Source organism: Streptomyces sp. NPDC088554 (genome assembly GCF_044752945.1).
GTDB lineage: Bacteria > Actinomycetota > Actinomycetes > Streptomycetales > Streptomycetaceae > Streptomyces.
Window position 1 is genome coordinate 268,641 of record NZ_JBIVMF010000001.1, and the last position, 20,960, is coordinate 289,600.

Genomic DNA, 20,960 nt, shown 5'->3' on the forward strand with positions numbered 1-20,960 from the left:
AGACTGGTGTATCGTCCCGATCTGGGGGCTGTACCGCGCCCGGGACGGCGCGGCGAACGATCAGGAACGAGGGGGGCGACGGGCGATGCACGGCCAATGGACGAACGATCCGACGCGGCAGGGACGCCGGCGGCGACCTCCGGACACCCCGGTGCGCACACCGGTCCCGTCGGCGGTGACAGCGACACATCCCGGGGCGCTCCGATGAGCGCCGAAGGAGGGGTCCTCGGCGGTCGGCCGGTCTCCGGCGGCGGTCCGGGACTGATCCCGCAGCTCCTGCTCGCGTTCGTCTGCGGGGGGTACGCGGCAGGAGCCGCGCTGGGCTGGGGCTCGGAAGGACTGGCCCTGTTCATGGGCGACTTCGGGCTGAGTCTCGCCGCCCTGATCGCCGCCGTCTCCTGCTTCCTCTACGCGCGCACCCAGGACAACCGCTTCCGGCCCGCCTGGCTGCTGTTCTCCTTCTCCTCCGCCATGGCCTCCGCGGGGAACGCGGTCTGGGGGTGGTACGAGGTCGTCCTCGACCAGCCCGTACCCACCCTGTCCTTCGCGGATCTCTTCTTCCTCTGCTTCGCGCCGCCCGCCATCGTGGGCCTGCTCGTCCTCGCCAAACGGCCGGTCAGCAGGGCGGGCTGGGTCTGTCTCGCACTGGACTCCTGGCTGATCGGCGGCTCGCTGCTCACCCTGTCCTGGAGCCTCGCCCTCGCCCGCACCGCGACGATCCCGAACGAGAGCGTCACCCAGGCCGCGCTGGCCCTGGCGTACCCGCTGCTCGACATCGTGCTGGTCAGCATGGTCCTCGCACTGCACTTCCGGCGGGCCACGGGGAACCGCTCCGCCGTCAACACCGCCATCGCGGCGCTCGCCCTCACGGTCCTGTGCGACGCCCTGTTCACCTCCCCGCTGATGCGGGACACCTACCGCTCGGGACAGCTGCTGGACGCCGGCTGGTTCGCGGGCTCACTGCTCCTGGCGTACGCGCCCTGGGGGGCCCGCCGGATGGCCGAGGCGGCCCCGGCCCCGCACCACCACCCCCTCCCGCTCCACCAGGGCCGCCACGCCACCCCGATCGCCAGCTCGCTGGCCGCGCTCACGCCGTACCTGGCCGCTGCCGTCTGCACGCTGGGCATTCTCTACAACGTCATCGAGGGCCGCCGGGTCGACCGGGTGGTCGTCCTCACCGGCTGCGCGGTCGTGCTCGCCCTCGTCGTCCGGCAGGGCATCATGCTCGTCGACAACATCGCCCTCACCCATGAACTGGCCCAGAAGGAGAACCACTTCCGCTCCCTGGTGCAGGGGTCCAGCGATGTCATCATGATCGCCGCGCCCTCCGGGATACTGCGCTACGTCAGCCCCGCGGCCGCGGGCGTCTACGGCCGCGAGGCCGAGGACCTGGTCGGCTCCGAGCTCTCCTCGATCATCCACCCGGACGACCTCGGCAGGGTCGTCCGCGAAGTACGGCGCTTCCTCGCCACCCCTCCCTCGGAGGAGCCCACGACCCGGATCGAATGCCGCTTCCGGTCCGGCAGCGGCGGCTGGCTCAACGTGGAGTCCACCGTCAACCGTCACCAGGGCGGGCTGATCTTCAACAGCAGGGACGTCACCGAACGCGTCCGCCTCCAGGCACAGCTCCAGCACAACGCCGAACACGACCCGCTCACCGATCTGCCCAACCGGGCCCTCTTCACGGAACGGGTCCGCAAGGCCCTCTCCGGCCGCCGTACGACCGATCCCGGCACCGCCGTGCTCTTTATCGACCTCGACGGTTTCAAGGGCGTGAACGACCGCCTGGGGCATCAGGTCGGCGACGAGCTGCTCATCCAGGCCGCCCACCGGCTCCAGGACTCCGTCCGGGCCGGCGACACCGCCGCCAGGCTCGGCGGCGACGAGTTCGCCGCCCTCGTCCTCGGCGACGGCGGCGCCGACCCGACCGCCCGGGAGTACCAGGTCCTGGAGATCGCCGACCGGCTGCGCCTCACGCTCTCCCAGCCGTACCGCATCGACGGGAACGACGTCCGGGTCGCCGCCTCCATCGGCGTCGCCTTCGCCGAGTCGGGCATAACCCCCACCGAGATCATGCGCAACGCCGACCTCGCCATGTACCGCGCCAAGGCCGCCGGCAAGAACCGCGTGGAGCTGTACGCGCCCCAGATGCAGGCCGACGTGGTCCGCAAGGCTGAGCTGGCCACCCGGCTGCGCACCGCCCTGCACGACGGCGAGTTCGCGCTGCTCCACCAGCCGGTGGTGCATCTCACCTCCGGCCGGATCTCCGCCGTCGCCGCGCGGGCCCGCTGGCGCTCGGCCCAGGGCATCCTGTTCACGCCCGCCGAGTTCCTGCGCGTCACCGAGGACAGCGACCGCAGCGCCGAGCTGGGGCGCTGGCTCCTCGAAGAGGCCGTCGAACAGGCCGCCGAGCGGTCCGGGCCCGGCCATCCCGTACCCGTGGTGGTCCGGCTCCCGGCCCGCAGGCTGCTCGACAAGTCGCTGCCGCTGGGCTCCATCGAGGCGCTGCTCGCCCGCCACGGGCTGCCCTCCGGGGCCCTGATGCTGGAGCTGTCCGACAGCGACCCGCGCACCTCCATGGACGAGCTGGAGCGCCGTCTCGTCGCGCTGCGCCGGCTCGGCGTACGGATCGCGCTCGACGGCTTCGGCGGCGGTCACGCGACGATGAGCGCCCTGCGCAGGCTCCCCGTCGACGTACTGAAACTGGACCGGGGGCTGGTGGAGGGGGTCGTGGAGTCAGCCCGGCTCTACAAGATCACCGCCGGGTTGCTCAGGATCGCCTGCGATCTGGGCATGCAGTCCGTCGCCGACGGGGTGGACCTCCCCGAGCAGGTGATCGCCCTGCGCGCCATGGGGTGCACCCATGGCCAGGGCATGGCCTTCTCCGGGCCGCTCGACGAGTACCGGCTCCAGCGCGCCCTGGTGGCGGGCTCGTACCCGATGCCCGGCGGCTCCACCGCCCTGCCCGTCCTCAGCGGGGGTCTGCTGCCCGCCCGGCGGCCCCGGCAGCCGGTCTCCGACCGGATCCCGCGTCCGGCGATCCGCTCAAATAATGAGACGCCCGTCCCACCCACTTGACAGTCATGGCGCGGCGGAGGGAGGGTCAATGCCATGCGCACCCGAATTCTCGTACTTGGAAAGCGCGTCGGCTGAAGCAGAGCTCCTCATCACGCTCTGTGGACCACACCGACGCGCTCCCCTCGCTTGCCTCACGGCACGGGGGGTTTTTTGTTGCACCGGCACATCGCAAACCCTCATAAAAACCCTCACAAAAACCTCAGCCCTGAGAAGAGAATGCCGATGACCGACCAGGCCACCGGGGCCCACCATCCGCAGCCGCGGGCCCGTAACGGCGGACCGTCCCCCGCCTCCTCCATCGAGCACGTGACGGGTGCGCAGTCCCTCATCCGTTCTCTTGAGGAAGTGGGGGCCGACACGGTATTCGGTATCCCCGGCGGCGCCATCCTTCCCGCGTACGACCCGATGATGGATTCCACCCGGGTCCGGCACATCCTCGTCCGCCACGAGCAGGGCGCCGGTCACGCGGCCGAGGGCTACGCCCAGGCGACCGGCAGGGTCGGCGTCTGCATGGCGACCTCGGGCCCCGGTGCCACCAACCTGGTCACCCCGATCGCCGACGCGCACATGGACTCCGTGCCGATGGTCGCGATCACCGGTCAGGTGTCCAGCAAGGCCATCGGGACGGACGCCTTCCAGGAGGCGGACATCTGCGGCATCACCATGCCGATCACCAAGCACAACTTCCTGGTCACCAAGGCCGAGGACATCCCGCGGACCATCGCCGAGGCGTTCCACATCGCCTCCACCGGCCGCCCGGGACCGGTCCTGGTCGACATCGCCAAGGACGCCCTCCAGGCGCGTACGACCTTCAGCTGGCCGCCCACCCACGACCTGCCCGGCTACCGCCCGGTGACCAAGCCGCACGCCAAGCAGATCCGCGAGGCCGCCAAGCTGATCACCCAGGCCGCCCGCCCGGTGCTGTACGTCGGCGGCGGGGTCATCAAGGCCGGTGCCACCGCCGAGCTGAAGGTCCTCGCCGAGCTGACCGGGGCCCCCGTCACCACCACCCTGATGGCGCTGGGCGCGTTCCCCGACAGCCACCCGCTGCACGTGGGAATGCCGGGCATGCACGGTACGGTCGCCGCCGTCACCGCGTTGCAGAAGGCCGACCTGATCGTCGCCCTCGGAGCCCGTTTCGACGACCGTGTCACCGGCAAGCTGGAAAGCTTCGCCCCGCACGCCAAGATCGTCCACGCCGATATCGATCCCGCCGAGATCGGCAAGAACCGGGTCGCGGACGTGCCGATCGTCGGGGACGCCCGCGAGGTGCTGGCCGACCTGGTCCAGGCCGTCCAGGCCGAGCACACCGAGGGCCATGTGGGTGAGGCCGCCCGGACGGGATATGCGGCCTGGTGGAAGGACCTCAACCGCTGGCGCGAGACCTACCCCCTCGGCTACGACCAGCCCGAGGACGGCACCCTCGCCCCCCAGCAGGTCATCCAGCGGATCGGCCGGCTCGCCCCCGAGGGCACGATCTTCGCCGCGGGCGTCGGCCAGCACCAGATGTGGGCCGCGCACTTCATCGATTACGAGAAGCCCGCCACCTGGCTGAACTCCGGCGGCGCCGGGACGATGGGCTACGCCGTGCCGGCCGCCATGGGCGCCAAGGCCGGCCGGCCGGACCGTACCGTCTGGGCGATCGACGGCGACGGCTGCTTCCAGATGACCAACCAGGAACTGACCACCTGCGCGCTCAACAACATCCCGATCAAGGTCGCGATCATCAACAACGGCGCGCTCGGGATGGTCCGCCAGTGGCAGACCCTCTTCTACAACCAGCGCTACTCGAACACCGTCCTGCACGCCGGTGACGACAACGGCGACGGCCCGAGCGGCGGCACCCGCGTCCCCGACTTCGTCAAGCTCGCCGAGGCCATGGGCTGTGTCGCGATGCGCTGCGAGTCCCCGGACGAGCTGGACGCGGTGATCACCGAGGCCAACGCCATCAACGACCGCCCCGTCGTGATCGACTTCATCGTCCACGAGGACGCCCAGGTGTGGCCGATGGTCGCCGCCGGCACCTCGAACGACGAGGTCATGGCCGCCCGCGGGTTGCGTCCCGACTTCGGCGACAGCGCCGACGACTGAGCCGCGAGAACGAGAGAAGAGACCGACACATGACCAGGCACACGCTCTCCGTTCTGGTGGAGAACACCCCCGGTATCCTCGCCAGGATCGCCGCGCTGTTCTCCCGCCGCGGCTTCAACATCGACTCCCTCGCGGTCGGGGTGACCGAACACCCCGACATCTCCCGCATCACCATCGTGGTCAGTGTCGAGGAACTACCCCTGGAACAGGTGACGAAGCAGCTCAACAAGCTGGTGAACGTCCTGAAGATCGTCGAACTCGAGCCCGGCGCCGCGATCCAGCGCGAGCTCGTCCTGGTGAAGGTCCGCGCCGACAACGAGACCCGTTCCCAGATCGTCGAGATCGTCCAGCTGTTCCGCGCCAAGACCGTGGACGTCTCACCCGAGGCCGTCACGATCGAGGCCACCGGATCGAGTGACAAACTCGAGGCCATGCTCAAGATGCTGGAGCAGTTCGGCATCAAGGAGCTGGTGCAGTCCGGGACGATCGCCATAGGGCGTGGCGCGCGGTCCATCACGGACCGCAGCCTGCGGGCACTCGACCGCAGCGCGTAGCCCGTCCCTCGGCTCGAATACCGAGACCGGAAAACCACCCGCAGCCGCGCCACCGTACGGTGGGAAGCAAGCTGTTTCAAAGAAGTGCACACCAAGGAGAAGACCCAGTGGCCGAGCTGTTCTACGACGACGATGCCGACCTGTCCATCATCCAGAACCGCAAGGTCGCGGTCATCGGTTACGGCAGCCAGGGCCACGCCCACGCGCTGTCGCTCCGTGACTCGGGTGTCGACGTCCGGGTCGGTCTGCACGAGGGCTCGAAGTCCAAGGCGAAGGCCGAGGAGCAGGGCCTGCGTGTGGTGACGCCCGCCGAGGCCGCCGCCGAGGCCGACGTCATCATGATCCTGGTGCCGGACCCGATCCAGGCCCAGGTCTACGAGGAGTCCATCAAGGACAACCTGAAGGACGGCGACGCGCTGTTCTTCGGCCACGGCCTGAACATCCGGTACGAGTTCATCAAGCCGCCGGCCAACGTCGACGTCGCGATGGTCGCGCCGAAGGGCCCGGGTCACCTGGTCCGCCGCCAGTACGAGGAGGGCCGCGGCGTTCCGTGTATCGCCGCCGTCGAGCAGGACTTCTCCGGTGCGGCGTTCGCGCTGGCGCTCTCGTACGCGAAGGGCATCGGCGGCACCCGCGCCGGCGTCATCAAGACGACCTTCAAGGAAGAGACCGAGACCGACCTGTTCGGTGAGCAGGCCGTGCTCTGCGGCGGTACCGCCGCGCTGGTCAAGGCGGGCTTCGAGACGCTGACCGAGGCCGGCTACCAGCCGGAGATCGCGTACTTCGAGTGCCTCCACGAGCTGAAGCTCATCGTCGACCTGATGTACGAGGGCGGCCTGGAGAAGATGCGCTGGTCGGTCTCCGAGACCGCCGAGTGGGGCGACTACGTCACCGGCCCGCGCATCATCAACGACCAGACCAAGGTCGAGATGAAGAAGGTCCTGGCCGAGATCCAGGACGGTACGTTCGCCAAGAACTGGATGGACGAGTACCACGGCGGTCTGAAGAAGTACAACGAGTACAAGAAGGCCGACAGCGACAGCCTGCTGGCCACCACCGGCGCCGAGCTGCGCAAGCTCATGAGCTGGGTCGACAACGACGACGCGTAACACGGTCCGGTACAGCGGCCGTCCGTCAATCGCGGATGGTTTTGGTACCTCGTACGGGTGGTTCCCGGTCCAGGGAGGACCGGGAACCACCCGTGCCGGACGCCTGCGCGGGCCTGCCGCACGTACGAGTGATCCTGTCGCACGGGCGGATGATGACCCCGGTGGCGGCACTACACTGCTCAACACATACGCGTCAGGCCCACAGCGTCGTGCGTCTTTCACGCGGTTAGGGCGCGCCACGCCCTAGGACCCCTCCACCGCATGCGGCCGTCGGGACGGCCGTCCGCAATGGGACTTGTGAGGACTCACGTGAGCTCGAAACCTGTCGTACTCATCGCTGAAGAGCTTTCGCCCGCCACCGTGGACGCGCTCGGTCCGGATTTCGAGATCCGGCACTGCAACGGCGCCGACCGCGCGGAGCTGCTGCCCGCCATCGCCGATGTGGACGCGATCCTCGTCCGCTCCGCGACCAAGGTGGACGCCGAGGCCATCGCCGCGGCGAAGAAGCTGCGGGTCGTCGCCCGCGCCGGGGTCGGCCTCGACAACGTCGACGTCTCCGCCGCCACCAAGGCCGGCGTGATGGTCGTCAACGCGCCGACCTCCAACATCGTCACCGCCGCCGAGCTGGCCTGCGGTCTGCTGGTCGCCACCGCGCGCAATATCCCGCAGGCCAACACCGCCCTGAAGAACGGCGAGTGGAAGCGCTCGAAGTACACGGGCGTCGAGCTGAGCGAGAAGACGCTGGGCGTCGTCGGACTCGGCCGGATCGGGGTGCTGGTCGCCCAGCGCATGTCCGCCTTCGGCATGAAGATCGTCGCGTACGACCCCTATGTGCAGCCGGCCCGCGCCGCCCAGATGGGCGTCAAGCTGCTGACGCTGGACGAGCTGCTCGAAGTCTCCGACTTCATCACCGTGCACCTCCCCAAGACCCCCGAGACGCTCGGTCTGATCGGCGACGAGGCGCTCCACAAGGTCAAGCCGTCCGTGCGGATCGTCAACGCCGCGCGTGGCGGGATCGTCGACGAGGAGGCGCTCGCCTCCGCCCTCAAGGAGGGCCGCGTCGCGGGCGCCGGGCTGGACGTGTACACGAAGGAGCCCTGCACGGACTCCCCGCTGTTCCAGTTCGACCAGGTCGTCTGCACCCCGCACCTCGGCGCCTCCACCGACGAGGCGCAGGAGAAGGCGGGCATCGCGGTCGCCCGGTCCGTCCGGCTGGCGCTCGCCGGTGAGCTGGTCCCCGACGCGGTCAACGTCCAGGGCGGGGTCATCGCCGAGGACGTACGCCCGGGGCTGCCGCTCGCCGAGAAGCTCGGCCGGATCTTCACCGCGCTCGCGGGCGAGGTCGCGGCCCGCCTCGATGTCGAGGTGTACGGCGAGATCACCCAGCACGATGTGAAGGTGCTCGAACTCTCCGCGCTCAAGGGCGTGTTCGAGGACGTCGTCGCCGAGACGGTGTCGTACGTCAACGCCCCGCTGTTCGCGCAGGAGCGTGGCGTCGAGGTCCGGCTCACCACCTCCAGCGAGTCCCCGAACCACCGCAATGTGGTCACGGTGCGCGGCACGCTCTCCAGCGGCGAGGAGGTCTCGGTCTCCGGCACGCTGGCCGGGCCCAAGCACCTGCTGAAGATCGTCGCGATCGGCGCGTACGACGTCGAGCTGGCGCTGGCCGACCACATGGTCGTCCTGCGGTACGAGGACCGTCCCGGCGTGGTCGGCACGGTCGGCCGGATCCTCGGCGAGGCCGGGCTCAACATCGCGGGGATGCAGGTCGCGCGCGCGGAGGAGGGCGGCGAGGCGCTGGTCGTCCTCACCGTCGACGACACCGTCCCGAGCGCGGTGCTCACCGAGATCGCCGAGGAGATCGGCGCGGCCTCGGCCCGCTCGGTGAACCTCACCGACTGACGCGGAGTTCCCATCCCGTACGGCCGAGGGGTCCGGTGGCGCCACCGGACCCCTCGGCCGTTCTCCCGCCGGGACGTTCAGAGCGCGAAGCGCTGGCAGGCCAGCAGCGTACGGCCCTGTACGTTCACGTAGTTGCCGTGCTGGGTCAGGGCGGAGAGCTGGGCGGGGGTGACCCAGCGGTAGCCCGGTGGGGCGTTCAGGGGAGCCTCCTCCTCGGTGGCCTCGATGATCATGTAGCGGCTCTCGGCGTTGAGGAAGCGGCCGCCCTCCTCGGAGTGGATGGCCTCGTAGCGGATCCGGGACGGGTCGGCCTCCCGTACGAGATCGAGGAAGCGCGGCCGGGCGGGCGGCGGCAGATGATCGTAATTGGCGGGCACACACTGGACCGTCGGTCCCAGCTCGACCGACTGGAGGACCCCGCCCTCCGCCTTGGCGTGCGCCAGCAGATGGGTCACCCCGGCGATCCGGCGCGTCAGAAAGGCCGTCACCCCGAGCCCCACCGGCTCGAAGAGCGGCTGTGTCCAGCTGCTGACCTCACGGCTGCCCGCCTGTACGGAGACGCCCACCACCCGGAAGTAACGGTCCGCGTCATGGCGGATGGACGCCCCGTCCCTGGTCCAGCCACGGACCTCGTTCAGCGGGACACGGTCGACCCGCAGCTGCCGGGTGGCGCGCTGCGCGGTGAGCCAGGAGATGACCTCGGCGTCGGAGTGGAGCGCTCGGGGCTCGGCCTCGTCGAAGAAGGGCGCGCAGGCCAGCACCGTACGGGAGTCCATGTTGACCAGATTGTCCTGGCGCATCAGCTCACCGAGCTGGCCCAGCGTCAGCCAGCGGAAGCCGGGGTCGTACGGGACCTCCCCGTGGGCCTCGACGATCATGTTGCGGTTCCCCTTGTGGAAGAACCACGAGCCGTGTTCGGACTGGATCACATCCGCGAGCACCGTGCCGCGTGCCGGATGACGGAAGTAGTCGATGTACTTGACGTCCGCGCCCCGGTGGGCGCCGGTGTAATTGCTCCGCGTCGCCTGCACGGTGGGCGAGAGCTGGAGGAGTCCGGGGTTGCCCGGCTCCATTTTGGCCTGCATCAGCAGATGCGGCACCCCGTCGAACTCCTTGACCAGGATGCCCAGAATGCCGACCTCGGGCTGGCGGATGATCGGCTGGTACCACTCGTCGACCTGGCACTCGTCGGAGCGGACCCGCAGCCCCTCGACGGAGAAGAAGCGTCCGCTGGCATGGACCAGGTTGCCGGTGGACGGCGCGAAGGACCAGCCCCGCAGCTCGTCGAGCGCGATCCGGTCGACCCGGAAGCGATGGGCGGCCCGCCGCTCGGCGAGCCAGTCGGCGACCTCCCCGGTGGACAGCATCGCGCCCGCCCGGTCCTGGGCCGATCTGGTCAGCCGGGGAGCGGTCAGCGTGTCCGTACGTTCGGCGAGTTTCATGCGGACACCTTGCGGGGGGTATGCGTACGGACGGCCCGTTCGAGCCGGCCGACCACGGCGGCGGGGGAGGGCAGCTCCGCGGCGGCCCGGCGCAGCCCCCGGGCCGCCTGCCGGAAGGACGGATCGTTCAGCAGGGTCTCCACCGCCTTGCGTACCTGGAGGGGATCGTCCTGGAGCCCGGGGTCCTCGATGGAGATGCCCGCGCCCACGGAGGCCAGCCGGTCGCCGCAGGCGAAGCCGTCCGCGATCTGCGGCAGCGAGAGCTGCGGCAGGCCGTGGCCGACGGCGGTCATGGCGGTGCCCTGGCCGCCGTGGTGGACGATCGCGTCGCACCCCGGCAGCAGCAGATGCAGCGGCAGCGGATCGACCAGCCGGACCGTGGACGGCACCTCGCCCAGCTCCGCCCGGTACCGCGCGTCCACGGTCGCGATCACCTCCAGATCCGCCAGGTCCTCGAACGCCCGCAGGATCCGCCGCAGCAGCGGCACCCCGTTCATCCGCAGCGTGTGCGATCCCAGCGAGACCACGACCCGCCGCCCCTCCGCCGCGGAGCGTCGCTCGTCCCGGAGCCAGCCGGGCAGCACGCCATTGCCGTTGTACGGGACGTACCGCATCAGCAGCCCCGGGGCGAGGCCCGGCAGCTGGAGTACGGGCGGACAGGGATCGATGATCACCGAGGGCCCCGGCAGAGCGGGCAGCCCGAGCCCCGTGTACAGCGGACGCAGCGCCTCGCGGGCCCCGGCGGCGAGCGGCTCGGACACCGGGTCGATGCCGTACCGGTGGTGCGCCACCGGGATGCGCAGCAGCTGCCCGACGATCAGGGCGTTGAACTCCAGGACATCCGAGAGGATCAGATCGGGGCGGTACTCCCCGGCCAGCTCCAGATAGAGCGGCAGTACGTTCTCGCTGTGCCGCAGCCACACCGGCGGGAAGACGCTCATCATCGCGGAGGTCCAGCGGCCCATCCAGGCGAGCGGCCGCTGTCCGGGACGTACCAGGTCGAGCAGTGAGTCGTTGATGCCGCTGCGGTCGCCGACGGACACGGCGTTCAGCCCGGAGTCCGCGACCGCGCCGAGCACATCCGGCTGTCCGGCGACCAGCACCTCGTGTCCGGCGGCGCGTAACGCCCAGGCCAGCGGCACCATGGGCATGAAATGGGTGGCGGAAGGGCTGGGGATGATCAGAACACGCACAGATCCTCCAAGGGGCCGGCGGGATCGCCGCCGGCCGCGCGCGATTCAGGCCGTGGATAATTTCTTGTAGTGCGCCATGCACGCCGCATAGGTGGGCAGCAGACCGGAGGCCGCCGCTTCCTCGGCGTTCGGAGCGGCCCTGTCCTTGTCGGACATGACCGGCTCGGAGGTCAGCCCCCAGGGAATCCCGATCCGGGGATCGAGGGCGTTCACATCGATCATCGTGCCGTGGACGTACTCGGTCGAGCAGACGTAATTCATACAGACTTCGTCGCTCAGCGCGAGAAACGCGTGACCGATTCCCTCGGAGATCAGTACGGAAATCCCCGAGGTCTCGTCCAGCCGGGTCATCTCGAATTCGCCGAATGTCGGTGAACCCACCCGCAGATCCACCGAGACATCGAGAGCGGCGCCCCGGACACAGGTCACCAGCTTCTCCTGGCCCGGCGGCAGGCTGGTCGTGTGGATACCGCGCAGCGTTCCCCGGCGGGACACCGAATAATTCACCTGGCCGACCCGGAACGGGCGGCCGATGAGCCGGCTCAGCACATCGACCCGGAAAGCCTCGTAGAAACGGCCTCTGCGGTCCGCGATCGGACCCGGCTCGATACGGTACGCACCGGGAATTCCCAGCTCGATTACTTTTCCCTGCTCGGCGAAGCTCATTTCTCTCTCCCTCACACGTCGGTACGGACGGCGACGGCGGCCACTTCGTCGATCAGTCCGGCGGTCTGTATCGAATTGGCCTCGGCCGCGATATGGTCCGCGCTCGCCCCGGGCGCACCCGGGGCGAGCGCGGCGACCGAGGTGACGAACGCGTCGACGATGTTCGCGAACTGGTCGTCGGAAGGCAGGGCGATGACCTCGCGCGCGTTCCCCCGGCACAGGTGGAGCGAGGGCCGCCAGTCCGCGGCCGGGGTGAACGCCCGGTCCAGGGAGAGCGAACCGCCGCTGCCGAAGATCGCGTACTCGGACCGGTAGGAGTGCTCCATACCGAACGCCAGCTGCGCGGGTACGCCGTCCGGGGTGACCAGAAGGGCGCTGCCCGACCGTACGACGCCCTCCTTCTCCGTACGGAGCGTGGCGCCCGCGACCCTCAGCTCGTGGCCGAGGAAGCGCAGTGCGGCACGGACCGGGTAGAACGCGATGTCGAGGAGCGCGCCACCGCCGAGGTCCGCCCGGTTGCGGATGTCCTCCGGGGGCCTCGGCGGGATCGTGAACGTACTGGAGAAGCCGCGCAGTTCGCCGATGGCGCCGTCCTCGACCAGCCGGGTGACGGCGGCGTGCTGGGAGTGGTGCAGGAACATCGTGTTCTCCCGGAGCACCAGCCCCCGCTCGCGCGCGGTACGGAACAGCCGCTCGGTGTCGGCCCGGTCGGCCGACAGGGGTTTCTCGGCGAACACGTGCTTGCCCGCGTCGAGCGCCAGCCCGATCCAGTGGGCCTGGAGCATCGCGGGCAGAGGGAGGTAGACGGCGTCCACATCGGGGCGGGCGAGGAGCTGTCCGTACCCCGTCAGTGCCTCGCCGCCGAAGCGGTCCGCGAACCGCCGTGCCTTGTCCGGCGTACGGCTGGCGCTGGCGACGAGCCGTACGCCGGGGTGGGCGAGGAGCGTCGGCACCGTGCGGCGCCAGGCGATGTCGGCGCAGCCGAGCACACCGAAGCCCAGCGGTTTCGAGGGCGGCGAGGCTCTGTTCATGAGGGGGTTCCTTGGGTTCCGTACGGGAGACTGCCGGCCGTGCTCCGGGAGCGCGCGGGGGCGCTGCGAACCGGCACACCGGGCCATGGGCAATTACAGCGGAACGTTTTTGGTGAATCGCCTAGTACCCGGACAGGCCTGTGCAGAAGCCCCGGGAGGGGCCGGTCCTCCGGCCGGCGGGGCACCGGTCAGAGCCGGGCCGCCTTCAGCGCCATGTGCAGCAGCAGCCGGTCCTCGCCCTCGGCCAGGTCCAGCCCCGTCAGCTGTTCGACGCGGGACAGCCGGTAGTAGAGGGTCTGGCGGTGGATGCCGAGGGCCGAGGCGGTGCGGCCCGCCTGGCCCGCGTGGTCGAGGAAGGTCTCGGCGGTGCGGGCGAGTTCGCCGTGGGCGGGGGCCAGCAGGGCGCGGACGGCGGGGTCGGGGCCGGTGGGGAGCGCGGTGAGCAGGCGGTACGGTCCGATGGACGTCCAGCGGGCCACCGGGCCGAAGCGCGGCTGGGCGACCGAGGCGCGGGCCGCCGCGACCGCCTCGCGCCAGGCCCCGGGCAGTTCGGCCAGCCCCCGGCGCGGGGCGCCGACCCCGGCCGCGGCGTCGGGCCCGGCGTCCGCGCGCAGCCGGGCCACGGCGGTGAGCGCCGGGGCGAGCGTGTCCGCCGACCGCAGCCGTACGAGCAGGGCCAGCGCCTCCAGGGCGGGCGGACCGTCACCGGGCGCGCCGGGCCCGTACGGGGAGGGCGCCTCGGTCCCGTACGACTGCGGTGCGCCGCTCCCGTACGACTGCGGTGCGCCGCTCCCGTACGACTGCGGTGCGCCGCTCCCGTACGGGGAGGGCTCCTCCGGCCCGTGGGGGAAAGGCCCGCCGCTCCCGTACGGAACCGGCTCCTCGGTCCCGTACGGGAGCGTGCACAGCGCGGCGGTTCCCGGGACCGCGCGGAGGCGGGGTTCCTCGCCGCGCCAGGGGGCCACGCAGACGATCGCGTGCAGGCCCTCCGCGCTCGGGCCGAGCGCCGTGCGCAGCGCGGACAGGGCCGTGTCGCGGGGGCGGCCGGGGCCCGCGGTGAGGACGGTGCGCAGTTCGCGGGCGAGGTCGACGCCGGTGCGCAGCTCGTCGGCGAGCAGCTCGCCGATCCTGGACGTCACCTCCATGGCCGCCGCCAGCCGGGAGGGGCTCGGGCCCGGGTCGGAGTCGTCGAGCAGCCAGACGTAGCCGAGGACCCTGCCCCGGTGCCGTACGGGCAGACAGATCCGCCCCCGGAAGACACCCGCGTCCGGCGCCGCCGGGATCCGGACCGGCTCGGTGGCCAGGGTGATGCCGAAGCCCTCGAACCAGGCGCGGACGGCGGGGGTGGACTTGCGGGTCAGGATCGAGCGCGTCCTGACCGGGTCCGTCGCCGTGTCGTCCTCGCTGTCGTGCGCGCCGAAGGCGATCAGTCCGAAGTCGCGGTTCTCCAGGGTGGCGGGGACGCCGAGCAGCGCGCAGATCTCGTCGACCAGTTCCTGGTAATCGTCCTTCATCCGGACATTCTGTCATCGGCTTCCCCGCCGGTTCAGACATCTGTCTGAGATCCCGGCCACGGATGCGTGACAGCTGTCGATGGCAGAGGATCGGAGCGATCCCTAGGTTTCACAGTGGTTCGCCGTGCCGCTCCGGACCGTCTTCCGTCCGGCGCCGCCCCCGCTCGTTCTCACCGTGGAGGTGCCCTGTGCTGGGTCCCGTGATCCTTGCCGCGTCGCGCAGCGACACCCTGCGCCGTACGCTCGCGGCGGCCCCCGTCACCAAGCCCGTGGTCGACCGGTTCATCGCCGGTGAGTCCATCGAGGAGACGGTCCCCGTCGTCCGTTCCCTGACGGACCGGGGGCTGGAGGTCACCCTCGACGTCCTCGGCGAGGACATCACCGATCCGGCCGAGGCGCTGGGCGCCCGGGACGCGTATCTGCGGCTGATCGAGGCGCTCGCCCCGCTGGAGCTGGGGACGCGCGCCGAGATGTCGGTGAAGCTGTCCTCCTTCGGCCAGGCGCTGCCCGGCGGCCACGAACTGGCGCTGCGGAACGTCACCGCCGTCGTCGAGGCCGCCGCCGCGATCGGCACCACGGTCACCCTCGACATGGAGGACCACACCACCGTCGACTCGACGCTCGCCATCCACGCCGAGCTGCGCGGGCGCTTCCCGGAGACCGGCGCCGTCGTCCAGTCGTACCTCTACCGCACCGAGGAGGACTGCCGCGCGCTCGCGGCGGCGGGCTCGCGGGTGCGGCTGGTCAAGGGCGCGTACAAGGAGCCCGACTCCGTCGCGTACCCCGACAAGGGCGAGGTCGACCGCGCGTACATCCGCTGTCTGCGGATCCTGATGGAGGGCGACGGCTACCCGATGGTCGGCTCCCACGACCCGCGCATCGTCGCCATCGCCCAGGATCTCGCGCACCGCGCCGGGCGGAAGCCGGACGAGTACGAGTTCCAGATGCTGTACGGCATCCGCGCGGACGAGCAGTTCCGGCTGGCCGCCGAGGGGCACCGGATGCGGGTCTACCTCGCGTACGGCACGGACTGGTACGGCTACTTCATGCGCCGGCTCGCCGAGCGCCCCGCCAACCTCGCGTTCTTCCTGCGCTCGCTGGTCAGCCGAGGCTGAACTCCCTTTTACCGAAACCGGATCCAAACAGATCGAGGAGATTCGCCACCATGGACGCTGTGACCCAGGTGCCCGCGCCGGTCAACGAGCCGGTGCACGGCTACGCGCCGGGCTCCGCCGAGCGGACCCGTCTCGACGCCAGGCTCAAGGAGCTGGCCGGGAACCCCGTCGACCTGCCGATGACCATCGGCGGTGAGAAGCGGATGGGCGGCGGCGAACGGGTCGACGTCGTCCAGCCGCACAACCACCGGGCGGTGCTGGGTACGTTCGCCGGAGCCACCCGGCAGGACGCCCGGGACGCGGTCGACGCCGCGCTGGCCGCCGCGCCGGGGTGGCGCGCGATGGCCTTCGACGACCGCGCCGCGATCATCCTGCGCGCGGCGGAGCTGCTCGCGGGCCCGTGGCGCGAGACGCTGGCGGCGGCCACCATGCTCGGCCAGTCGAAGACCGCGCAGCAGGCCGAGATCGACTGCCCCTGCGAGCTGGTCGACTTCTGGCGCTTCAACGTGAAGTACGCGCGTGATCTGCTCGCCGAGCAGCCGCCGGCCCACTCGCCCGGCGTGTGGAACCGGTTGGACCACCGCCCGCTCGAAGGCTTCGTCTACGCGATCACCCCCTTCAACTTCACGGCCATCGCGGGCAATCTGCCCACCGCGCCCGCGCTCATGGGCAATGTCGTGGTGTGGAAGCCCTCCCCGACGCAGACTCTCGCCGCCGTCCTGCTGATGGAACTGCTGGAGGAGGCCGGGCTGCCCAAGGGCGTCATCAACCTGGTGACGGGCGACGGGCTCGCCGTCTCCGAGGTCGCCCTCACCCACCGCGAGCTGGCGGGTATCCACTTCACCGGCTCGACCAGGACCTTCCAGCACCTGTGGAAGACGGTCGGCGAGAACATCGAGACGTACCGCTCCTACCCGAGGATCGTCGGCGAGACCGGCGGCAAGGACTTCGTCGTCGCCCATCCGAGCGCCGACCGCGCGATCCTCAAGACCGCGCTGACCAGGGGTTCCTTCGAGTATCAGGGCCAGAAGTGCTCGGCGTCCTCACGGGCGTACATCCCCGCGTCGATCTGGAACGACGGCTTCGCGCAGGAGTTCGCCGCCGAGGTCGACGGGATCACCATGGGCGATGTCACCGACCTGTCGAACTTCATCGGCGCCGTCATCGACGAGCGCGCCTTCGCCAAGAACAGGGCCGCGATCGACCGCGCCGCCGCCGACCCGACCTGCACGATCGTCGCGGGCGGTACGTACGACGACTCGGTCGGCTACTTCGTCCGCCCGACCGTGATCGTCTGCACCGACCCGGCCAACGAGGTCTTCCGGACCGAATACTTCGGCCCGATCCTCGCCGTGCACGTCTATGAGGACGCGGAGTACGAGACGATGCTGGCCCAGATGGAATCGGTCTCGGCGTACGCCCTGACCGGCTCGGTCATCGCGGGCGACCGCGCGGCGGCGGCGGCCGCGTTGGCGAAGCTGCGCTACGCGGCGGGCAACTTCTACATCAACGACAAGTCGACCGGCGCCGTCGTCGGCCAGCAGCCCTTCGGCGGCGGGCGCGCGTCCGGCACCAACGACAAGGCGGGCGCCCCGCAGAACCTGATGCGCTGGACACTGACCCGCGCCATCAAGGAGACGCTGGTCCCGCCGACCGACTACCGCTACCCGCACATGGGCTGACCCCCGCCCGCTCCGACACTCCGATCCGGTGCCCGCGGGTCCCGCGGCCACCGGCCGGTGTGTCCGAACTCCTGCCGGGCGCCGGCCTGTTGCTTCCGTACGGGCACCGGAACATCCTTCCGTACGGCGGCGGGCCTGCCAGAGTGGGCGCATGACGCCACCGCTGCGTACCGCCCACACCTACGAGTTGACCCCGGACGAACTCACCGAGATCCGGGCCCAGTTGGAGGACGCCTTCGAAGGCGACCTCGGGGACGAGGACTGGGACCACGGCCTCGGCGGTGTCCACGCCTTCGTGCGGGACCCGGACGGCGCCCTCGTCGCCCACGGCAGTGTGATCCAGCGCCGGGTCCTGGTGGGCGGCTGTTCGTACCGCATCGGATACGTGGAAGCGGTGGCCGTACGGGCCGACCGCCGCCGCCAGGGGCTGGGCGGCCGGGTCATGGCCGCCCTCGAACAGGTCATCGACGGCGCGTACGCGGCCGGGGCGTTGGCCGCCTCCGACGACGGCGCCCGGCTCTACCGGGCCCGTGGCCGGCAGCCCTGGGCCGCCCGTGTCGAGACCCTGGGCCCGGCCGGTGTCGTACGTCTGCCGGAGGAGGAGGGCTGCACCTACCTCCGCCCGGCGGCGGGCCGCCCCCTGCCGGTCGCCCCGGACGGCGCGCTGGTCTTCGACTGGCGGGACGGGGACGTGCTGTAGGCGTACGTACGGGTCCTGGCTCTCGGCTCAGCCCTCGACGCCCTTGATGATCTGGTGCCGCACCCCCCACACCCCGCCCGCCCCGGCCGCCACCGCGCCCACGAGGAGCCCGGCCAGGAACGGCGACCGCGTGGTGTCGATGCCGCCCGTCGCCGGCACGGCCACGAGCCCCGCCACCACCAGCAGCCAGACGCCCAGGCCGACCCGGACCCGGCGGCTGAGGAAGAGCCGCCGCCGCGGGCGGCCGGGCGCCGAGGCCAGCGCGGCGGCGGGGCCCACGGTCGCGGCGGCGGGGCGCTTGAAGTACGTCGAGGCCAGCCACTGCCCGCAGGGCTCCCAGCCGTCGGCGGCCAGTTCCGCGGTGACCCGCGTACGCTCCCCGCCGTTCCTGGTCGCCTCGCGCCGGTACTCCCAGCGCATCGCCGCGCCCGGGACGCGCCGGCTGACGAACAGGCCCATGCGGTCGACGCGCTCGACCTCCCAGCCCTGCGCGCCGTACTCGTTCAGCAGTCGCCGGTCGGCGTAGATGTCGGCGGTCCACCGCCAGACCTCCGCGTCGTCGGCGGGTCCGTCGGGCGCCCCGGGGCCCGCCAGCCGCGCGGCGAACTCCGCGACCGGGCCGAACTCCTCCGTCGCCGGGGTGCCGGTCTCGGCGAGATAGCCGGTCAGTTCCGCGACGGTCGCGGTGACCCGCCCGGCCGGGACCCCGGCGGCGCGCAGCGCGGCGGCGAGTTCCTCGAAGTAGCGGTGGTCGGTCATGACGCTCCCCCTCGGTGCAGCATGGTCGTCACGGTCGTGTGGAACTCCAGCCAGGCGTCGCCCTGCGCGGCGAGATGGCGGACCCCGGAGTCGGTCAGCCGGTAGTAGCGCCGCCCGGGGCCGCGCTCGGTGGCGCGGAACTCCCCGACGGCGAGCCCGGCCTCCTCCAGCCGGTTGAGCACGGGGTACAGCGTGCCCCCCTTGATCTCGCCGAGGCCCGCTTCCGCGAGCGCCTTCGAGATCTCGTAGCCGTAGCTCTCGCCGTCGACGAGACAGGAGAGGACGAGGAGGTCGAGGACGCCCTTGAGCCAGCTGGATCTGCGGTCTGTGGCCATGGCCGTATCCCACCATCAGATAGATAGGAACGCAACCTAGCTGGCTGAGAAAGCTAGCTGGCGGAAAAATCTAGCGGGCAGCGGGATCTAGCGGGCAGCGGGATCTAGCAGGCGGCGGAATCTAGCGGGCGATGCGACAGGGGTGTCCGTCTCAGATAGTAGGAAGTCCGAGTAGTCGTGGAGACAGATGGCCCGCCCTCCCTTAGCTTGGAATGAGCCGAACGTCTCGCTCCATCAGCGAATGGCGGTCCCGGGCAAGCGCCCCACGCAGGCAACCCCTGTTCGCGCCCGCCCCCGCCTCTTCCGGCGCCTCGCAGATGCCTCGCACGGCCCTTCGCCGCGCGCCCTCGCTGCCTCAAGGAGTCGATCATCATGGCCGAGACGACCGTTCGCCGCGTCCGTCACACCCCTCGTACCGGCGAAGCCGACCGCAAGAACGCCGCCGCCGCGCTCCAGCGCGCCCTCGACCGCAGGGACAACGGCGGCTCGACCGGCCACTGACCAGCCAGGCCGCCCGAGCCGCCCCCGGCCCGCCCCGAGCCGCTCGGGCTGTCCACGGAGTGGACGCCTGGTGTCATGGGATGGGACGAGCGGTAGGGTTTCCCGCATGTCTCGCAGCCTCAATCTCGCAGTGATCCCCGGTGACGGCATCGGCCGGGAAGTCGTGGCCCAGGGCCTCAAGGTGCTGAGCGCCGTGCTTCCGCAGGACGTGAAGCTGGAGACCAAGGAGTACGACCTCGGCGCCGGCCGCTGGCACCGCACCGGGGAGACCCTCCCGGACGCGGAGCTGGAGGCCCTCAAGGGGCACGACGCGATCCTGCTCGGCGCGATCGGTGACCCGTCCGTGCCGTCCGGGGTGCTGGAGCGCGGGCTGCTGCTCAAGCTGCGCTTCGCCTTCGACCACTACGTCAACCTGCGTCCGTCGAAGCTTCTCCCCAACACGGCCACCCCGCTGGCCGGCCGCCCCGAGATCGACTTCATCGTCGTGCGCGAGGGCACCGAGGGCCCGTACACCGGCAACGGAGGCTCGCTGCGCACGGGCACGCCCGCCGAGGTGGCCACCGAGGTGAGCATCAATACGGCGTACGGCGTGGAGCGCCTCGTCCGCGACGCGTACGAGCGGGCCAACTCCCGTCCGCGCAAGAAGCTGACGCTGGTCCACAAGAACAACGTCCTCGTCTACGCGGGCCACCTGTGGAAGAACATCTTCGACCGGGTCGGCCAGGAGTATCCCGAGGTCACCACCGACTATCTGCATGTCGACGCCGCGACGATCTTCTTCGTCACCCAGCCCGAGCGCTTCGACGTGATCGTCACCGACAACCTCTTCGGTGACATCCTCACCGACCTCGCCGCCGCCGTGACCGGCGGTATCGGCCTGGCCGCGTCCGCGAACATCAATCCGGACCGTACGTTCCCGTCCATGTTCGAGCCGGTCCACGGATCGGCCCCGGACATCGCGGGCCAGGGGAAGGCCGACCCCACGGCCACCATTCTCTCCGTCGCCCTGCTGCTGCGGCACCTCGGCTTCGACGCCGAGGCCGTCCGGATCGAGGAGGCCGTCGCGGCGGACCTCACCGGACGCGACGCGGCCACCGCGCGGACGACCGACGAGATCGGCGACGCGCTCGCCGTACGCGTAGCGGGCTGACCCGTCGACTTCCCACAGCCGCCGGGTCGCCACGAACCCGGCGGCTGTGCTGTGCTCCGCGGCCACCGGGTGACACCATCAGCCCCGGACCGCATTCACCCCCAGTTTCCGCCATCGCGCCCGCCGGAGAGATAATCG

Annotated in this window: 17 protein-coding genes; 10 read left to right on the forward strand and 7 right to left on the reverse strand. The window is 70.8% G+C overall.

The annotated features are described in order from the left end of the window. Positions 1-204: 204 nt before the first annotated feature. The 5 genes from ACIP8W_RS01035 (at position 205) to serA (ending at position 8,734) form a co-directional block, all read left to right on the forward strand. A complete protein-coding gene (locus tag ACIP8W_RS01035; protein ID WP_401953945.1) occupies positions 205-3,078 on the forward strand; it encodes a putative bifunctional diguanylate cyclase/phosphodiesterase in 2,874 nt (957 codons plus the stop codon). 222 nt (positions 3,079-3,300) lie between these two features. After that, on the forward strand, positions 3,301-5,169 hold the full coding sequence (locus tag ACIP8W_RS01040; RefSeq protein WP_401953943.1) for an acetolactate synthase large subunit: 1,869 nt from the start codon (positions 3,301-3,303) through the stop codon (positions 5,167-5,169). Between the two features lie 29 nt (positions 5,170-5,198). Beyond that, positions 5,199-5,723: an acetolactate synthase small subunit gene (gene ilvN, locus ACIP8W_RS01045; protein ID WP_401953941.1), complete on the forward strand. Its 525-nt coding sequence runs from the start codon at positions 5,199-5,201 to the stop codon at positions 5,721-5,723. A 107-nt stretch (positions 5,724-5,830) separates the two neighbouring features. After that, positions 5,831-6,832, forward strand: coding sequence for a ketol-acid reductoisomerase (gene ilvC / locus ACIP8W_RS01050; protein ID WP_401953939.1), 1,002 nt, complete (start codon positions 5,831-5,833; stop codon positions 6,830-6,832). 309 nt (positions 6,833-7,141) lie between these two features. Next, the gene (gene serA, locus ACIP8W_RS01055; RefSeq protein ID WP_401953936.1) at positions 7,142-8,734 is read left to right on the forward strand and encodes a phosphoglycerate dehydrogenase; all 1,593 of its coding nucleotides are present in this window, start codon (positions 7,142-7,144) and stop codon (positions 8,732-8,734) included. 77 nt (positions 8,735-8,811) lie between these two features. Here the strand turns inward: serA and ACIP8W_RS01060 are convergent, their stop codons facing one another. From ACIP8W_RS01060 to ACIP8W_RS01080, 5 genes are all read right to left on the reverse strand, one after another. Further along, positions 8,812-10,176, reverse strand: a complete 1,365-nt coding sequence (locus ACIP8W_RS01060; RefSeq protein ID WP_401953933.1) for an NDP-hexose 2,3-dehydratase family protein — start codon at positions 10,174-10,176, stop codon at positions 8,812-8,814. After that, a complete protein-coding gene (locus ACIP8W_RS01065; RefSeq protein ID WP_401953931.1) occupies positions 10,173-11,369 on the reverse strand; it encodes a nucleotide disphospho-sugar-binding domain-containing protein in 1,197 nt (398 codons plus the stop codon). Before ACIP8W_RS01065 ends, ACIP8W_RS01060 begins: the two co-directional genes overlap by 4 nt. Positions 11,370-11,414: 45 nt before the next feature. Next, complete coding sequence (locus ACIP8W_RS01070; protein ID WP_401953929.1) at positions 11,415-12,035, reverse strand: dTDP-4-dehydrorhamnose 3,5-epimerase family protein; 621 nt, start codon at positions 12,033-12,035, stop codon at positions 11,415-11,417. Positions 12,036-12,046: 11 nt separating this feature from the next. Further along, positions 12,047-13,066 carry a Gfo/Idh/MocA family protein gene (locus tag ACIP8W_RS01075; protein WP_402201540.1) on the reverse strand — a complete coding sequence of 340 codons (1,020 nt, stop codon included), beginning with the start codon at positions 13,064-13,066 and terminating at the stop codon, positions 12,047-12,049. A 188-nt stretch (positions 13,067-13,254) separates the two neighbouring features. Beyond that, the gene (locus ACIP8W_RS01080; protein ID WP_402201542.1) at positions 13,255-14,580 is read right to left on the reverse strand and encodes a helix-turn-helix domain-containing protein; all 1,326 of its coding nucleotides are present in this window, start codon (positions 14,578-14,580) and stop codon (positions 13,255-13,257) included. 188 nt (positions 14,581-14,768) lie between these two features. On the opposite strand from ACIP8W_RS01080, the gene ACIP8W_RS01085 reads away from it, so the two are divergent. The 3 genes from ACIP8W_RS01085 to ACIP8W_RS01095 all read left to right on the forward strand — a co-directional run bounded on the left by ACIP8W_RS01085 (position 14,769) and on the right by ACIP8W_RS01095 (position 18,077). Then, positions 14,769-15,695, forward strand: a complete 927-nt coding sequence (locus tag ACIP8W_RS01085) for a proline dehydrogenase family protein (RefSeq protein ID WP_401953921.1) — start codon at positions 14,769-14,771, stop codon at positions 15,693-15,695. 50 nt (positions 15,696-15,745) lie between these two features. Next, a complete protein-coding gene (gene pruA / locus ACIP8W_RS01090) occupies positions 15,746-17,377 on the forward strand; it encodes an L-glutamate gamma-semialdehyde dehydrogenase (protein WP_401953919.1) in 1,632 nt (543 codons plus the stop codon). A 151-nt stretch (positions 17,378-17,528) separates the two neighbouring features. Then, the gene (locus ACIP8W_RS01095) at positions 17,529-18,077 is read left to right on the forward strand and encodes a GNAT family N-acetyltransferase (protein WP_402201544.1); all 549 of its coding nucleotides are present in this window, start codon (positions 17,529-17,531) and stop codon (positions 18,075-18,077) included. Positions 18,078-18,104: 27 nt separating this feature from the next. Here the strand turns inward: ACIP8W_RS01095 and ACIP8W_RS01100 are convergent, their stop codons facing one another. Then, positions 18,105-18,836, reverse strand: coding sequence for a hypothetical protein (locus ACIP8W_RS01100; RefSeq protein WP_401953914.1), 732 nt, complete (start codon positions 18,834-18,836; stop codon positions 18,105-18,107). Then, the gene (locus ACIP8W_RS01105; protein WP_401953912.1) at positions 18,833-19,171 is read right to left on the reverse strand and encodes a PadR family transcriptional regulator; all 339 of its coding nucleotides are present in this window, start codon (positions 19,169-19,171) and stop codon (positions 18,833-18,835) included. Before ACIP8W_RS01105 ends, ACIP8W_RS01100 begins: the two co-directional genes overlap by 4 nt. A gap of 372 nt (positions 19,172-19,543) precedes the next feature. On the opposite strand from ACIP8W_RS01105, the gene ACIP8W_RS01110 reads away from it, so the two are divergent. Both ACIP8W_RS01110 and ACIP8W_RS01115 read left to right on the forward strand, forming a co-directional pair. Next, positions 19,544-19,672, forward strand: a complete 129-nt coding sequence (locus ACIP8W_RS01110; RefSeq protein ID WP_401953908.1) for a hypothetical protein — start codon at positions 19,544-19,546, stop codon at positions 19,670-19,672. A 106-nt stretch (positions 19,673-19,778) separates the two neighbouring features. Then, positions 19,779-20,822 carry a 3-isopropylmalate dehydrogenase gene (locus ACIP8W_RS01115; RefSeq protein ID WP_401953906.1) on the forward strand — a complete coding sequence of 348 codons (1,044 nt, stop codon included), beginning with the start codon at positions 19,779-19,781 and terminating at the stop codon, positions 20,820-20,822. Positions 20,823-20,960: the final 138 nt, after the last annotated feature.

Excerpts from the sequence above, each read along its gene's own strand:
- ACIP8W_RS01105 (WP_401953912.1), bottom strand. The coding sequence starts at position 19,171 with ATGGCCACAGACCGCAGATCCAGCTGGCTCAAGGGCGTCCTCGACCTC.
- ilvN (WP_401953941.1), top strand. The coding sequence starts at position 5,199 with ATGACCAGGCACACGCTCTCCGTTCTGGTGGAGAACACCCCCGGTATC.
- ACIP8W_RS01070 (WP_401953929.1), bottom strand. The coding sequence starts at position 12,035 with ATGAGCTTCGCCGAGCAGGGAAAAGTAATCGAGCTGGGAATTCCCGGT.
- pruA (WP_401953919.1), top strand. The coding sequence starts at position 15,746 with ATGGACGCTGTGACCCAGGTGCCCGCGCCGGTCAACGAGCCGGTGCAC.
- ACIP8W_RS01040 (WP_401953943.1), top strand. The coding sequence starts at position 3,301 with ATGACCGACCAGGCCACCGGGGCCCACCATCCGCAGCCGCGGGCCCGT.
- ACIP8W_RS01100 (WP_401953914.1), bottom strand. The coding sequence starts at position 18,836 with ATGACCGACCACCGCTACTTCGAGGAACTCGCCGCCGCGCTGCGCGCC.
- ACIP8W_RS01035 (WP_401953945.1), top strand. The coding sequence starts at position 205 with ATGAGCGCCGAAGGAGGGGTCCTCGGCGGTCGGCCGGTCTCCGGCGGC.
- ACIP8W_RS01095 (WP_402201544.1), top strand. The coding sequence starts at position 17,529 with ATGACGCCACCGCTGCGTACCGCCCACACCTACGAGTTGACCCCGGAC.
- ACIP8W_RS01115 (WP_401953906.1), top strand. The coding sequence starts at position 19,779 with ATGTCTCGCAGCCTCAATCTCGCAGTGATCCCCGGTGACGGCATCGGC.
- ACIP8W_RS01075 (WP_402201540.1), bottom strand. The coding sequence starts at position 13,066 with ATGAACAGAGCCTCGCCGCCCTCGAAACCGCTGGGCTTCGGTGTGCTC.
- ACIP8W_RS01060 (WP_401953933.1), bottom strand. The coding sequence starts at position 10,176 with ATGAAACTCGCCGAACGTACGGACACGCTGACCGCTCCCCGGCTGACC.
- ACIP8W_RS01110 (WP_401953908.1), top strand. The coding sequence starts at position 19,544 with ATGGCCGAGACGACCGTTCGCCGCGTCCGTCACACCCCTCGTACCGGC.
- ACIP8W_RS01080 (WP_402201542.1), bottom strand. The coding sequence starts at position 14,580 with ATGAAGGACGATTACCAGGAACTGGTCGACGAGATCTGCGCGCTGCTC.